Here is a 12,081-nt window from a genome sequence, read left to right as displayed (position 1 = left end):
TCCGGTCACGAAAATTGATCATCAAGCGGAGCGAACTGTTCCGAGGGAACCTCGGAACCAGCACGCGCACCAAGAAGAAGATGATATTTTCACTGTTACTATTACAGTTCCTCGTTGTTATCAAGAAATTTAGGGGACAAAAATAACTTTAGATTTTGTTGTCAATGGACGACGCCAACCTGATTTGCTTTATGCCTTAGAATCTAATAAACCTGTTACGGTTCAGATTTTTAGAAGAGAACATAAAGAGAATCAATGGTACATTCATTTATCCCCTTATGGGCCAGCAATTCCTTATATTTCTCATCAAAGAAATGGGTGTCTAGGGATTGACTTAAATGCTCAATCTATTGACCTTGTTTATGTTAAAAGAGATGGAAACTTACCTTCACAAGAAGGAAAGAAAACCTTATTTTCTTGGGAGATTCCCACAGGAACGACGGGACAAGTTGAAGCATCTTTAAGGAACATTGTGGCTGAAATTGTCAGAATAGCTGAAACTTTTCAATGTCCCATCGCTTGTGAAGACTTAGATTTTAGTCAAAAGAAAGCTAAGTTAAGACATTCTCCGAAAAAGTATAATCGGATGCTTAGTGGCTTTGTTTATGATAAATTTAGAGCGTTTTTAGTCGCTAGAGCCGAAAAATATGGGATAGAAGTCATTTTCAAAAATCCTTTGGCCACATCGGTTATTGGGATGGTAAAATATATGGCTAAATATGGACTCAATTCAGCTTTTTCTGCGGCCATGGTGATTGCCAGACGAGCATTAGGGTTCTGTGAGAGGATACCTCGCTCTTATTGGCCAATCATAGGGATTTGTACTGAATCACCAGAGGATGGTTTAGTGCAATCATGGGGTCAATGGGGGAAACTCTGTAAGCTCTTGAGTGAACAGAATATAGCGTTTCCTAAGCTAGTGAGGTACACCTATTTTTCTTCCCTTTTGCCTCTTGCCTTTTGCCTCTTGCCTAAAACCCATAACTTTTGTACCTCAGCAGACTGAAAAACGCTATATCTCCCGACACCAAATGTTTGAACCAGCGAAAGTCCTAGAGGCACTGCAATTAGCAGTTTCCCGAACTAGAAGGGGGGAATCTCCCCCCAGCAAAGGCAGGAAAGTCAAATCTGCTTGTCTACCAGTAGTTTTTTCAAACAGTCAAACTCACGGGGAGTCACCGATGCCCCAAAACTGTTAGTCTAATAAGATATTATTAGATACCAACAGGTTTTTAGTAGGTGTAAACAAGCCTAGAGGATCGGGTTTGTCTTAGCTTAGTCTATTGGAGGACTTAGGGCTACAGAAAACCTCAACCTCAGCCGGTTTTTGGATGCGATCGCCTCGCTCGCTCCTTCCCAGGGCTTGACATAAATCCCGCAATAATGTTACAATGAGAAACTGGCTTAAGCCAAAGACAGCAGGTGCGAAACAGCTTAAATACCCTGCCGAGGTCAAAGCGAGAAAACAGCGGCCAAAAAGACTAAAGAGAGATATTTTCTGTCTTGGTCGTGCCTGAACTGGATTCTCTCCACTCAACCCCGGCGCTACAAGGGGTTATTTTTGCGCCTCTGGAACAGATCCCCCGCATACAGGAGGTGAACAAGGGATGGGGAGAAGCAGAGAAAGCAAGGGAGTAATTCTAGAAGAATTAAAAACCTCCCTGAGGGAAGCTCAATTAACGATGGTCATCGACTATCAAGGTTTAACCGTCGCCGAAATCAGCAATCTACGCCGCAAATTGCGCCCCACGGGAACGATTTGTCAAGTCACCAAAAATACTTTGATGGGCTTGGCGATCGCTGAAGATAGTGGCTGGGAACCGATGAAAAGCCTTTTATCGGGAACATCCGCCTTTCTGCTCGTAAAAGAGGATATCGGTGGAGCTTTCAAGGCCTATCAAGAGTTCAAAAAAGAAAGCAAAAAAACCGAATTGCGCGGCGGTGTCCTCAAAGAAGGGACCAAAGGTCAACTGTTAACAGAAGATCAGCTCAAAGCGATCGCCGATTTACCGTCGAAAGAACAGTTAATCGCTCAGGTCGCCGGAGCAATTAACGCCATTGCCACCAAACTGGCCCGCAGCATCAACGAAGTTCCCGCCTCTTTGGCCCGTGCCGTCGATGCCGTGGCCCGTCAAGAAGAAAAAGAAGCGGCTTAAGACCGCGCCAATCAATCACTTACAAACAATTAGGAGTCTAACCCATGTCTGCTGTAGCTGAAATCTTAGAAAAACTGAAAACCCTGACCCTCTTAGAAGCTGCGGAATTAGTCAAAGGTATCGAAGAAACCTTCGGAGTTAGCGCCGCTGCTCCGGCCGGTGGCATAATTATGGCCGCTCCCGGGGCTGCTCCCGCGGCCGCCGCTGAAGCTGTGGAAGAACAAACCGAATTTAACGTCGTTCTCGAAGAAGTTCCCGCCGACAAGAAAATTGCTATCCTCAAGGTAGTGCGCGAATTGACTGGTTTAGGACTCAAAGAAGCGAAAGACCTAGTAGAAGCCGCTCCCAAAGCGGTTAAAGAAGGCACTAACAAAGATGATGCCGCCGCCGTCAAGAAAAAACTGGAAGATGCCGGGGCAAAAGTTAGCGTTAAATAGATCGCCACTGATTCTGGGGATGTAGATTACATCCCCAGACAAGCCGAAAAGCTCATTTCCTGATACTATAGGATTGTCATAGCAATCTTGTAGGATGTCCAACCATGGAAAGCGTCGCTTACATCTTGGTTTTAACTATGGCCTTGGCGGTAATTTTCTTCGCCATCGCCTTCCGGGAACCTCCCCGGATTCAAAAGTAAATTTCTTAACTCCGTTTAACTTAATAATTTTCTTCCCTGAGCCGCCCGCTTGTCAAAAGCAGGTTAGCGGCTCTGGTTTTCGTATTTAAAGGCTTAAATTAAAGGTTCCCCTCACCGAGCGCCTCCTATGCAGTGTCCTAATTGTCAGCATACCGATAGTCGCGTTTTAGAGTCCCGTTCCTCCGAAAACGGTCAGAGCATTCGTCGTCGTCGTGAATGCTTACAGTGTAAATATCGCTTCACCACCTACGAGCGCATAGAATTCGTGCCGATCACGGTGATTAAAAAAGATGGTAAACGGGAATCTTTTGATCGCTGCAAACTGCTGCGGGGTATCGTCCGCGCCTGCGAAAAAACCGGCATTCCCCCCTCAAGATTAGAGGCGATCGTCAATGATATCGAATCCCGTCTGCAGCAAGACTCAAAACGGGAGGTAACAAGTCAGGAGATCGGTCAATTAGTCCTAGAATACCTCCGGCAAGAATCGGAAGTAGCCTATGTGCGCTTTGCTTCGGTTTATGGCAATTTTCAGGGAATTAGAGACTTTATCGCCGCTTTAGCGCTGCTGCAATCCTCCGAAATCGAACGCGCTCATCCTTCTTGGTCTCAAGTGGAAGAAGCCAGCGTGATCACCTCATCTTAAATAGTCCCCGATTCAGTTATAATTAGGATCCCTTGTGCTATTTAAAGCCCAAGCTCTGGTTAGATTCTTAAGAGTCATTCTTGAGGCGGATTGCCTGCAAGAAAGCCGGATGCGGCAGTTCATCCCCTAGGCCCTGCCTAGGAACTAAATTGGGAGGCATCTCCTTTATTTAGAAACTGTACATCACATAGGAGGAAAAACCTACGGAAATTCCGAGGCCCAAACAACGTACATGACCACCCAAAAAACCGCAAACAAAAACATAGGCTTTACCCATGAAGATTTTGCCGCCCTTCTAGACAAATACGATTATCATTTCAGTCCGGGAGATGTTGTCGCCGGGACTGTTTTCAGCATGGAACCCCGGGGAGCGCTCATCGATATCGGTGCTAAAACCGCCGCTTTTATCCCCGTGCAGGAGATGTCGATCAACCGCGTCGATAATCCCGAAGAAGTTTTACAACCTAACGAAACCAGGGAATTTTTCATCCTTACCGACGAGAATGAAGATGGACAGCTAACCCTGTCGATCCGTCGCATTGAATATATGCGCGCTTGGGAACGGGTGCGTCAATTGCAAAAAGAAGATGCTACCGTGCGATCAAATGTTTTTGCCACTAACCGTGGTGGGGCATTAGTCAGGATTGAAGGTCTCCGCGGCTTTATCCCCGGTTCTCACATTAGCACCAGAGAGGCGAAAGAGGATTTAGTTGGTCAGGAATTGCCCTTAAAGTTTTTAGAAGTGGATGAGGATCGCAACCGTCTGGTTTTAAGTCATCGTCGCGCTTTAGTGGAACGCAAGATGAACGGTTTAGCCGTGGGACAGGTGGTAATCGGTTCCGTGCGCGGAATCAAGCCCTACGGTGCTTTCATCGATATCGGTGGAGTCAGTGGTTTACTGCATATTTCCGAAATCTCTCACGATCACATTGACACCCCCCACACGGTTTTCAATGTCAATGATGAGTTAAAAGTGATGATTATCGATCTCGATGCCGAAAGAGGTCGCATTTCCCTCTCGACTAAACAATTAGAACCCGAACCGGGAGATATGCTGAAAAATCGCCCGTTAGTGTTTGAAAAAGCGGAAGAAATGGCGATTAAATACCGAGAAAAACGTCTAGCGGAAGCGGAAGGCCGCACTGTCTCGGAAGTAGTCGCAGAAATCGAAGGTCCTCCCGCCTTGGAGGAGGAAGATTTAGTTCTCGCTGCCACCGAGGAGTAGGTCAGTTATCAGTTATCAGTCGTCAGTTATCAGATTTGAGTTTTAAGTGTACAGTATTAAATAGAAGTTTCCTACTGTCTTTTCACTGATTACTGTTTACTGATCACTGATCGCTGAAACGTCTCCCAACCGCTCATTTAATTTAAATCCTGAAAACCGACACTGCTGGCAACTCCTGTAATTCCGGTCATCTCCTCACTACTGTTGGCATCGAGGAAACGATCCAAGTGATCAAAAGTGGTTCCGTAGGTAATAGTGTTATCGTCGTATCCTTTCAGACTGACGGTATGTTGATTAAAAGCTTGGTGGAGATGGGGTAAACCGATGAGATAACTGTAGGTAGTTGCTCCGATGGCTAAATCCCTACCCATTTCTTTAGTAGCCGACTCTAAACGAAAAGCGGCGTTGACCGTATCGCCGATCGCCGTATAATCTGGATGTTCACCGCTGCCAGTATTGCCCACCATGGCATAACCAGTATTCACTCCCGCACCGATGCGTAATTTAAAGGGTAAGGGATATTCTTCGCTTAAGGCGCGGGTCATCCTGTATATTTGCGTAATTGCTTGAAAAATTTGCAAGATATCGTCTTGATTGACTTCCTGTTGGCCGTGAAACCAGATGGCCATGATCGCATCACCAATATATTTATCTACCCAACTGCCGGAACTGCGGATAATACTCCCGGCATGGCGAAACCAATTGCCAATCAGAGAAGAAAGCACTTTTTCGTCTAATTGCCTCGTTAAAGCCGTAAAATTTCGTATATCCACCACCATCACCGATGTTAAGCGACGTTCATGGAGGGCGAAGGTGGGGGTATCCCATTCTAAATTGCGCGGTTGCTTGCCTATGTTAGTGGGAGTAGGACGATAGAACTGCACTTCGGTTTTGCCAAAGGTGATCCGATCTTTGTCATGGATAGTCACGGGAATGGCTACCCTTCTGCCATTAACAAAAGTTCCATTGCGACTACCGAGATCGATCAGATAAAAATCTCCTGTTTCCGTGGATTGTAAAATAGCGTGATTGCGAGAGATACAGTGATCTTTAATCACGATATCGTTGTCTTTGCCCCGTCCGATTGTCCAGTAAGGTCTCCCCACGAGAGGGAAAAAACGCTGTCCCTTCTCGGCATGGAGTAGTAAATAAGGATGTTGTCCTAGTATATCCACGGGTAGATCAGCTGCAATAGATAGATGGCAGTAACTACATATCATATAGCGAATATTCCGCAGCTCTTCAGATGTTTGGCTCTTCGGTTTGTGTTATGCAATGGACGGGGGTTATAAGGGATGGAACCCTTATATAGAAAGGCATTTAGCGATTTTTGTCAATTGTTTTTGATATAGAGCGAACTAATCAATTAAGTCTCTTACCAGATAAGGATTTAGTCGATTTATGCCACCCTATTGAACCATACCAAACCAAGTAACGAAGAACCGGAAAACCCTTAGGCCAGAGAAGCGGTAATCCAAAATAAACCATCGACTAAAATTGTACTCAATACGGCTCCGCTAAATGCCCACCAATGGCATACCCGTTTTTGCAAAGGATAGATACCGATCGCTAGGAGCAGGTTGAGCAGCACAATCGCCCAACTGATGCCCCAGGGGGTCTGAATTTGGGCCAAGGCGTTATCAAATATCGGCGATACTAGGTTGGGAGCTAGTTCCACGGTCATTAATTGTCGCCAGTAGGGAATTAGTCCCGTTAGATAGAAATATACATCGGTGATGGCGGTTCCTAACAAAGAACCAAGATAGAAAAGATTGCCCACTTTGCGGCGACCTTTGTATAATCCCCAGAGAACAAAGGGCAGCCCGATCGCTTCCATGGGAATATGGATCAAGGGTTCCCAACGCCACCAACCCCAGTATAGAGAACCTGCTAACCAACTCCAACTAAAGCCCAAAAGTAAATCTCCCCAAAGACTGATTTTTGCTTGTTTGAGCAGCCAAATCCCTAACCCGACCCAGAAAACGGTTAAACCTAGGCTAATTTCGGGATAGTAGCGCACTAGGGGCGCTTGCAGGAACACGGGGACTGATACCAGAAATGCTGCTGTCCAAAAGACGGATTGACATTTTTCCCAGTTAGGGACTAGGGGTTTCAGGCGATCGGGATTGCTGGGGACTAGGGTAGAGTTGAGCAAAGGATTTCAGAATTGTTACAAAACTTCACTTATATTAAGATACATCATTCTTTCTCTACTATATCCCCCCTAGGGGGATTTGGGGAAATTTAAAAATTGTTTTTGGCAATGCGCTATCCTGTTAAAATCGAAACGACAGCAGCGATCGAGGAGTGCAAAAAATATGGCAGCGGGCCATGAAGAAAATCCGAGAATGCCCCTAGATAAAGTTATTTTTGTCATTGCTTGCGTCTATCTAGGTTGGGTGGTGGCATGGCTAATCAGTCAAAAAAATGCGCCTGTCTCTCAAAATGGCACGATTTCCCAGGAAGAGCAAAAATTTATCGCCTATCTGCAATCATCCCTGGCTATTATCGATCGCCAAGGTCAAACTTCATCCCCCGATCCTGATCCTGATCCCCAAAATAACCCTTCTCCGGTAGCCAGGGTTCCACCACCACCCCCCGCTAATTTACCGGTTAATAATACTCCCCAGATCATAGAAAGAATTTACGTTCCCGTTTATCCCCAAACCCCTGAAACTGCTGCCAAAATTGCCCCGGTTACACCCGCAAATCCCGACATTTCCGCGCCACCATTACCGGCTGCCCCCCAAGTGAATCGGCCGTTGGCAGCGGTTATTCCCACTAATAATCAGGTGAAAAATACCCTGGTGGGGGTGATGGATTTAGGCGATCGATCTTCAGCTTTATTTGATAATAAGGGGATAACTATGCGTATTTCTCCGGGGGAATTTATCAACGGTTGGACTTTAGTGGAAGTTGGTAGTCAACAGGTTATTTTGTCTCGCAACGGGCAAACGAAAGTCTTAGAAGTGGGACAATCTTTTTAGGGTGAACTACCCGCTGGGCGAGATTGTCGGGGCTTCTGAACTCACGGGGGAATGCCTGAAGATAGACTTACGCCCACCTGGCGGATTTGGTATGATAGAGACAATTAGAACAGGTTTGAGAACTAGGAAAAAATCTATCAATCTCCATCAATAAAACACCTGATTGACAAACATTTTGTTAACGAAGAAAATAAACTGTAGCGGTAATAATACTCAGAATTACCACAGTCCAGCGCAGATAACTAGGAGAGATAATTCTAGCTAGTTTTCCCCCCAATAAACCCCCAATTAAAGAGCCAATTGCTACCACTATCGCCGCCGACCAATATACCTGATTAGAAAAGAGAAAAAACCAAGATGCCGCCACGTTAACCACCAAAGAAAGCAACTGTTTTAAAGCATTTAATCTCGTGAGATTATCCTTGAGAAATAAGCCCAAAATTGCCAACTCGATCACACCTAAACCCGCTCCAAAATAACCACCATAAATTGAAGCGAGAGTGATGGGTAAAAACGCCCAAATTTCCGGTATATTGCCCTTTTTGTCCCCCTGTCGCCGCTGCAACCAAGAGCGTAAAGTATCTTGAAAAGCCAATAAAGCCGCCGCTAAAAGAATCAGAAAAGGAATCAGGCGGTCAAACACTTGATCGCTGCTATTTAACAGCAAAATACCACCGATAATGCCGCCAATAACTGCCGATGGTAGCAATAACTGAATCCGTTTTTGTTGCCCGTGCAGGTCTTTTTTTTGGGCGAGAGTTGCCCCCAGATAACCCGGGCATAAAGCGACGGTATTAGTCACATTTGCCATTACCGGTGGGATACCCACCGCCATCAGCGTCGGAAAAGTAATCAGACTACCGCCACCGGCAAGAGCATTAATTAAGCCGGCAGCCACGGCAGCAATTGCCAAGAAGCCATACTGAATAGGCGTGAGCATTTAGGCGTTAGGAATAGTAATTAGGGCTAAATCAATTTTTTCCTCATCAACTTGCTTAATTTCGGCTCTAATTCCCGGTCCAAAGTATCTTTCGATTTTTTCTTGTTTTGCCAGCCACTTTTCTAGGGGTAAAAGGGGCGATTCAAATTCTAGGGTGAGACAATAGGCGGAATCAACAGCAGTTTCACGAATTGCCACTAAAGTCGGTCTTTCCTCGTCCGTGGGGCTTAATCCCAGCTTTTCTAGGGCTTCATCCAGATGCACTTCCTGTCCGTAGCGATAGCGGGTGACATCCTTGCGAAGTTTGGTTTGGGTGACAGTAGCCTGTTGTTGGCGCAATTGCAAGATTTCGGGGCTAGTGGGTTGACTGAAGGGTATAGGTTTGATTTCTGAAGCTTTTAGGGCTAAACCTCCCAATAATAACGGTAATCCGTAGAAAAACCCCGCTAAATTGACCGTGGCGTTACCTTGGGCATAACCGATAATCCCGATAACCGTTAAAATACTGCCTAAAATTAAGCCAAAGTATGATAGTCTAATTTTCCTGAGCATGAAATAATTTTTTTCTTGAGTACGCTAATCCTTTAGAGATTATACAACTCCAAAGAATCTTTTTTGCAGATGGGCAGTGGGGAGATTTTTCCGTTATCAGTCATCAGTCATCAGTCATCAGTCATCAGTGAAAAGAAAACAACGAACTTGACACTTAATAAGTAAGTAATCTCAATTAACTGTTAGATAGTGGGACAGGCTTCTGGTTTTTTGTATTTTATCTTTAATTGTAACCAGCTACTTAGTTGATGATAGGTGGTGCGTTAGGACGGATTGTTACCTTCAAGTCAAAACAGGAATTTTTGCCGTCTAACGCACCCTACGTTTTACTATTGCCTATGTACTCGCAATTTCTCAATTAATTGAGATAACTTCTGGTCAGAAGCGGCAGTAATAAAGTCTAATTTAAACTTTTGTCCCTGACTGAGATATTCTGCATAACTAGACAGAAGAAAAGGACGAAACTTTTCATTATCAGCAATATAAACTTCAAAAAAAGCCACCAATAAAGCTCCCGCATAATTCTCGATTAAATTTTGATCGGGTAAAGTGATATTGACCACAGACTCGAGGGTTTTTTGCATTCCTGCATCCAATTCTGTAAAATTTACATGAGCTTGTCCCTCCACCATGGCCAGATATTTATCCGGCGTTTTTAACCAAGTAAAAGGAATCGCCTGTTCAAAAATCGGATTAGCTGCTGGGTCATAACTTCCTGAACCCAAGAGGACAGGAATCGAGATTTTACTTAAACCTTTTTCCCCAAAAATACTGCGGTTAACGGGATTAGCCGCAAAGACAGCCGTGACTCGTTCATCGCGAAAATTATAGACCTGTCTAGGCAATTCTAGGGCGCGACATTCCAGTAAAATAGCGATATTAATCCCGGAGTAAGGACGATTACAATCTTGGGCGAGATTATCAAAATCAATTTGTGCGCCGGCAACAGCTAGAGATGTATAACCCCCGAAGGAATGACCCGCTACTCCCACATTAGTGAGGTTAAGTTTACCTTGAAATTGACTAGCATTTCGTCTGGCTAATTCATCGATGACAAAGCTAATATCTTTGGGTCGATTAATAAACTCATTGCCATCAAAAATATTGCGATAATACCCCCCTAACATTCCTTGTAGGTATTGGGTATCACTGCCGGGGTGTTGCGGTGCCGCTACTAAAAATCCGTAGGAAGCTAGATGTTCAATTGCTTGGGCATAATCTTCTGGTCGCGAGGCTAATCCGTGGGAAAAAATAATTACAGGTGTTTTACCGTCTCGGAAAGTTTGCGGGATATAAACATTCACATATAAACTGCGATTGCGACTGCTATCGGTTAGGTTCCAAACTTCTTTTTTTACCTGAAAGCTACCGCGCTGACGCAAATCGGGTAAACTGGCATAATTAATCGCTGGTTTAACGGCAGCGGCTTCCTCGGCTGTCCAGAGGCGCATATCTTTGATAAATATTTCCGCCACATAAACCGCATAATCGATGGTTTTAGCTAATCCGAGGATTTCTTCCCCCTGTAACTGTATATTATTGGGGAATTTTTTCAGGACATTTAAAAGGGTTAATCCCCCCGGATCAAAAGCGGCACTAACAATCGCACCCCGCAGGGCATATTTACCATTAATTCCCCCTTCAATGGTGATGCCTTTGCCCAAACGATAGAGCATATCAGCACCCATCACACTATTAAAAAAACGAGATAGTAAAATAGGATCGATGTCAATCTTTGTTAATAAAGCCTCACGAAACTTCTCTCTTGCTTCGGGAGTTGTTCTGGCCAGAAATCTTTTTAAATTAGCATCAATCTTTCCTTCTTTAGCAAAGGTTTCTAGGGATGCTACCGATACAGAAAAGACGAGGGGAGTATAGACAAATTCAATTTCTTCAGCGGCTTTTAGGGGTAAAGCGGTCATACCCACAGCGAAAAGACCTAGGAGAAAAGCTCGCAGCCGACGGGTGGAATTATTTCTGGGAAAACGATTTTGTAAACGGGGAATAATCATGGGATTTTTAGTTAGGGTAGATGACAATAAGTGAACTACTCTCAAGGTCGTTGAGAGCTTCCTATTTCACGGGGGATTGCCTCAAGACGGACTTACGCCCAGATTTTGGTCTTATATCCCCTCTATAGGCAGTATCGCGCTTTTCCTAACGACAATATCCGTAATCTTTCATCTCGAATATTTATTGCCGCATTTATGTCACGATCATGGATTGTTTTGCAATGCACACAAGTCCATATTCTAACATCAAGGGATAAACTACCCACTTGATTCAGACAGACATGACAAGTTTTAGAACTAGGGAAAAACCTATCAACTTCGATATAGGTTTTTCCTTGCCATTCTGCCTTGTATTTGAGCATTGTACAAAACATTCCCCAACTACAATCACTAATAGCCTTAGCTAAATTATGATTGCGTACCATGGCTTTAACATTGAGATTTTCTACCGCAATAACTTGGTTTTCGTTAACTATCTTACGGGATAGCTTGTGCAGAAAATCCTCACGACATCTTGAGATTTTAGAGTGAACTTTAGCTACTTTACCTCTAGCTTTTTGACGGTTGTTACTTCCCTTCTTTTTACGGGATAGCTTTTGTTGTTTCCTTTTTAGATTACGTTGATGTTTAGCTAAATGTCTAGGATTATCATATTTACTACCATTACTGGTAATAGCAAAATGATTCAGTCCTAAATCGATTCCTATGGCTTTTCCATCTATCCCCCCGCCTTCGGCACCCCCCTTATCAAGGGTAGATCCCCCCGCCTTCGGCACCCCCCTTATCAAGCTATCCATTAGTCACATCTTTCTTAACATAAAATTTGACAAAAAGAGAAAAGTGTGCCAGATGGCTCAAGGGGGTTCTATGGGGGGACTAATTTGATGAGATAGTTTCCAAGTCTGGCTGATATCATGTAGCCTTCGCAG

The 12,081-nt window shown here is 44.4% G+C and carries 12 protein-coding genes and 1 pseudogene; 7 read left to right on the top strand and 6 right to left on the bottom strand.

Annotation, left to right across the window (positions count from 1 at the left end; translation table 11 throughout):
• Positions 1–184 precede the first annotated feature (184 nt).
• The 6 genes from IM500_RS19170 to IM500_RS19145 all read left to right on the top strand — a co-directional run bounded on the left by IM500_RS19170 (position 185) and on the right by IM500_RS19145 (position 4,661).
• Positions 185–1,006: an IS200/IS605 family accessory protein TnpB-related protein gene (locus tag IM500_RS19170; RefSeq protein WP_242034561.1), complete on the top strand. Its 822-nt coding sequence runs from the start codon at positions 185–187 to the stop codon at positions 1,004–1,006.
• A gap of 601 nt (positions 1,007–1,607) precedes the next feature.
• The gene (rplJ, locus tag IM500_RS19165) at positions 1,608–2,156 is read left to right on the top strand and encodes a 50S ribosomal protein L10 (protein ID WP_190720431.1); all 549 of its coding nucleotides are present in this window, start codon (positions 1,608–1,610) and stop codon (positions 2,154–2,156) included.
• A gap of 44 nt (positions 2,157–2,200) precedes the next feature.
• Positions 2,201–2,593, top strand: a complete 393-nt coding sequence (gene rplL, locus IM500_RS19160; RefSeq protein ID WP_004162771.1) for a 50S ribosomal protein L7/L12 — start codon at positions 2,201–2,203, stop codon at positions 2,591–2,593.
• Between the two features lie 104 nt (positions 2,594–2,697).
• On the top strand, positions 2,698–2,793 hold the full coding sequence (locus IM500_RS19155; protein WP_071823417.1) for a photosystem II reaction center protein T: 96 nt from the start codon (positions 2,698–2,700) through the stop codon (positions 2,791–2,793).
• A gap of 127 nt (positions 2,794–2,920) precedes the next feature.
• Positions 2,921–3,436: a transcriptional regulator NrdR gene (nrdR, locus tag IM500_RS19150; protein WP_002757126.1), complete on the top strand. Its 516-nt coding sequence runs from the start codon at positions 2,921–2,923 to the stop codon at positions 3,434–3,436.
• 232 nt (positions 3,437–3,668) lie between these two features.
• Positions 3,669–4,661: a 30S ribosomal protein S1 gene (locus IM500_RS19145; RefSeq protein ID WP_004162767.1), complete on the top strand. Its 993-nt coding sequence runs from the start codon at positions 3,669–3,671 to the stop codon at positions 4,659–4,661.
• Between the two features lie 137 nt (positions 4,662–4,798).
• Here IM500_RS19145 and IM500_RS19140 read toward each other — a convergent pair whose 3' ends face one another.
• Positions 4,799–5,836, bottom strand: a complete 1,038-nt coding sequence (locus IM500_RS19140) for an adenylate/guanylate cyclase domain-containing protein (protein ID WP_502882367.1) — start codon at positions 5,834–5,836, stop codon at positions 4,799–4,801.
• Between the two features lie 278 nt (positions 5,837–6,114).
• On the bottom strand, positions 6,115–6,816 hold the full coding sequence (locus IM500_RS19135; RefSeq protein WP_190723201.1) for a DUF3120 domain-containing protein: 702 nt from the start codon (positions 6,814–6,816) through the stop codon (positions 6,115–6,117).
• Positions 6,817–6,979: 163 nt separating this feature from the next.
• Here IM500_RS19135 and IM500_RS19130 point away from each other — a divergent pair, with 163 nt between their 5' ends.
• Positions 6,980–7,648, top strand: a complete 669-nt coding sequence (locus tag IM500_RS19130; protein ID WP_190723200.1) for a hypothetical protein — start codon at positions 6,980–6,982, stop codon at positions 7,646–7,648.
• Positions 7,649–7,826: 178 nt separating this feature from the next.
• On the opposite strand, the gene IM500_RS19125 is transcribed toward IM500_RS19130, so the two are convergent.
• The 4 genes and pseudogenes from IM500_RS19125 to IM500_RS19110 form a co-directional block, all read right to left on the bottom strand.
• Positions 7,827–8,588, bottom strand: coding sequence for a sulfite exporter TauE/SafE family protein (locus IM500_RS19125; protein WP_190723199.1), 762 nt, complete (start codon positions 8,586–8,588; stop codon positions 7,827–7,829).
• The gene (locus tag IM500_RS19120; RefSeq protein WP_061432027.1) at positions 8,589–9,140 is read right to left on the bottom strand and encodes a DUF2854 domain-containing protein; all 552 of its coding nucleotides are present in this window, start codon (positions 9,138–9,140) and stop codon (positions 8,589–8,591) included.
• A 329-nt stretch (positions 9,141–9,469) separates the two neighbouring features.
• On the bottom strand, positions 9,470–11,152 hold the full coding sequence (locus IM500_RS19115; protein ID WP_287739337.1) for an alpha/beta hydrolase: 1,683 nt from the start codon (positions 11,150–11,152) through the stop codon (positions 9,470–9,472).
• Between the two features lie 61 nt (positions 11,153–11,213).
• Positions 11,214–11,874, bottom strand: a pseudogene (locus IM500_RS19110) (RNA-guided endonuclease TnpB family protein); the annotation flags it as partial.
• Between the last annotated feature and the right edge of the window lie 207 nt (positions 11,875–12,081).

The sequence above is a fragment of the Microcystis sp. M179S2 genome (assembly GCF_020245805.1).
Lineage (GTDB): Bacteria > Cyanobacteriota > Cyanobacteriia > Cyanobacteriales > Microcystaceae > Microcystis > Microcystis aeruginosa.
The sequence above is the reverse complement of the archived record's forward strand: the minus strand, read 5'-3'. Positions and strand labels throughout refer to the sequence as shown.

Excerpts from the sequence above, each read along its gene's own strand:
- rplJ (WP_190720431.1), top strand. The coding sequence starts at position 1,608 with ATGGGGAGAAGCAGAGAAAGCAAGGGAGTAATTCTAGAAGAATTAAAA.
- rplL (WP_004162771.1), top strand. The coding sequence starts at position 2,201 with ATGTCTGCTGTAGCTGAAATCTTAGAAAAACTGAAAACCCTGACCCTC.
- IM500_RS19155 (WP_071823417.1), top strand. The coding sequence starts at position 2,698 with ATGGAAAGCGTCGCTTACATCTTGGTTTTAACTATGGCCTTGGCGGTA.
- nrdR (WP_002757126.1), top strand. The coding sequence starts at position 2,921 with ATGCAGTGTCCTAATTGTCAGCATACCGATAGTCGCGTTTTAGAGTCC.
- IM500_RS19145 (WP_004162767.1), top strand. The coding sequence starts at position 3,669 with ATGACCACCCAAAAAACCGCAAACAAAAACATAGGCTTTACCCATGAA.
- IM500_RS19130 (WP_190723200.1), top strand. The coding sequence starts at position 6,980 with ATGGCAGCGGGCCATGAAGAAAATCCGAGAATGCCCCTAGATAAAGTT.
- IM500_RS19125 (WP_190723199.1), bottom strand. The coding sequence starts at position 8,588 with ATGCTCACGCCTATTCAGTATGGCTTCTTGGCAATTGCTGCCGTGGCT.
- IM500_RS19120 (WP_061432027.1), bottom strand. The coding sequence starts at position 9,140 with ATGCTCAGGAAAATTAGACTATCATACTTTGGCTTAATTTTAGGCAGT.
- IM500_RS19115 (WP_287739337.1), bottom strand. The coding sequence starts at position 11,152 with ATGATTATTCCCCGTTTACAAAATCGTTTTCCCAGAAATAATTCCACC.